2 protein-coding genes and 1 pseudogene are annotated in these 1261 nt (G+C 74.1%); 2 read left to right on the plus strand and 1 reads right to left on the minus strand.

What is annotated here, in order from left to right:
• Window positions 1-385: pseudogene (locus AB0C29_RS49070) on the plus strand (RNA polymerase subunit sigma-70); the annotation flags it as partial.
• Entirely contained in the window at window positions 382-888 is a 507-nt protein-coding gene (locus AB0C29_RS49075; RefSeq protein ID WP_360835335.1) for a GNAT family N-acetyltransferase, read from the plus strand. The pseudogene AB0C29_RS49070 and the gene AB0C29_RS49075, both read left to right, overlap by 4 nt.
• Here the strand turns inward: AB0C29_RS49075 and AB0C29_RS49080 are convergent.
• Window positions 870-1261, minus strand: a 392-nt coding sequence (locus tag AB0C29_RS49080; RefSeq protein ID WP_360835337.1) for an AraC family transcriptional regulator, incomplete at its 5' end; no start/stop codon positions are given. The genes AB0C29_RS49075 and AB0C29_RS49080 overlap by 19 nt on opposite strands.

Here is a 1261-nt window from a genome sequence, read left to right on the forward strand (position 1 = left end):
CCTGGCCCGGCAGCGTCAGGTGGTGGACGCGTTCTTCGCCGCCTCCCGGGCCGGCGACTTCGAGGCGCTCGTCGCGGTCCTCGATCCGGACGTGGTGCTGCGCTCCGACGCCGGTCCCAGCCGTCCCCGGCTCAACGTGGTGCTGCGCGGCGCCTCGACCGTGGCCGGCCAGGCCTTCACGGCCCGCCGGCTCGCGCCGTTCGTGCGTCCGGCCCTGGTCAACGGCGCGGCCGGGGTGGTGGTCGTGGTGAACGGCCGGCTGTTCTCGGTCATGGCCTTCACCGTGGCGGCCGGCCGGGTGGTGGCGATCGATGTCCTGGGCGATCCCGACCGGCTGGCTACGCTCGATCTGACCGCCCTCGATCTGCCACCGGAGCCGTCATGAAGCCACCGGACGCCACCGACCGCCTCGAGTTCCACCCGATGACTCCCGGCGACCTCGACGACCTGGCCGCCCTGCTCGGCGACCCGGTCGTCATGCGGTACTACCCGCGGACCCGCGACCGCGACGGCGCCCGGGAATGGATCAGCTGGAACCAGCGCCTCTACGAGACCGGGGGTTTCGGCCTGTGGGTGGTCCGGCTGCGGGCCACCGGGGAGTTCGTCGGTGACTGCGGCCTGACGCCGCAGGAGATCGACGGCGTGACGGATGTCGAGGTCGGCTACCACGTGCGGGCGGAGCTGCAGGGCCACGGGTACGCGACCGAGGCGGCCGCCGCCTGTCACGCGTACGCCCGTGACGTGCTCGGGGTCCGGCGCCTGATCGCGATCATCCACCCCGGCAACGTGCCGTCCCAGCGCGTCGCGGAGAAGATCGGCCTCGCCTTCGAGCGGGACACCCTCTCCCGTGACGGTGACCCGGTCCGGGTCTACGCGACGGCGTTCTGACGCCGGCGGCGGTAGGCGCCCGGCGACATACCGACCTCCCGTTTGAAGGCGGCGGCGAAGGCCACGTCCGAGCCGTAGCCGACCTGACCGGCGACCGCTGCCACGGTGGCCCGGTCGTCGCGCAGCAGTGTGCGGGCCCGTTGCATCCGCAGAGCCAGCAGGTACCGCATGGCGGGCCGGCCCACCCGCTCGGTGAACCGGGCCGCGAAGGCTGCGCGGGACAGCCCGGCCGTGGCGGCCAGCGAGGGCAGGGTCCACGGGTGCGCGAGGTCACTGTGGATGGCCGCCAGGGCAGTGGCGATGCACGGGTCGCCCAGCCCGGCCAGCCACCCCGGCTCGCCGACGGTGCCGCTGTGGTGCCGCAGGGCCCGGA

Source organism: Actinoplanes sp. NPDC048791 (genome assembly GCF_040650095.1).
Taxonomy (GTDB): Bacteria; Actinomycetota; Actinomycetes; order Mycobacteriales; family Micromonosporaceae; genus Actinoplanes.

Excerpts from the sequence above, each read along its gene's own strand:
- AB0C29_RS49075 (WP_360835335.1), top strand. The coding sequence starts at position 382 with ATGAAGCCACCGGACGCCACCGACCGCCTCGAGTTCCACCCGATGACT.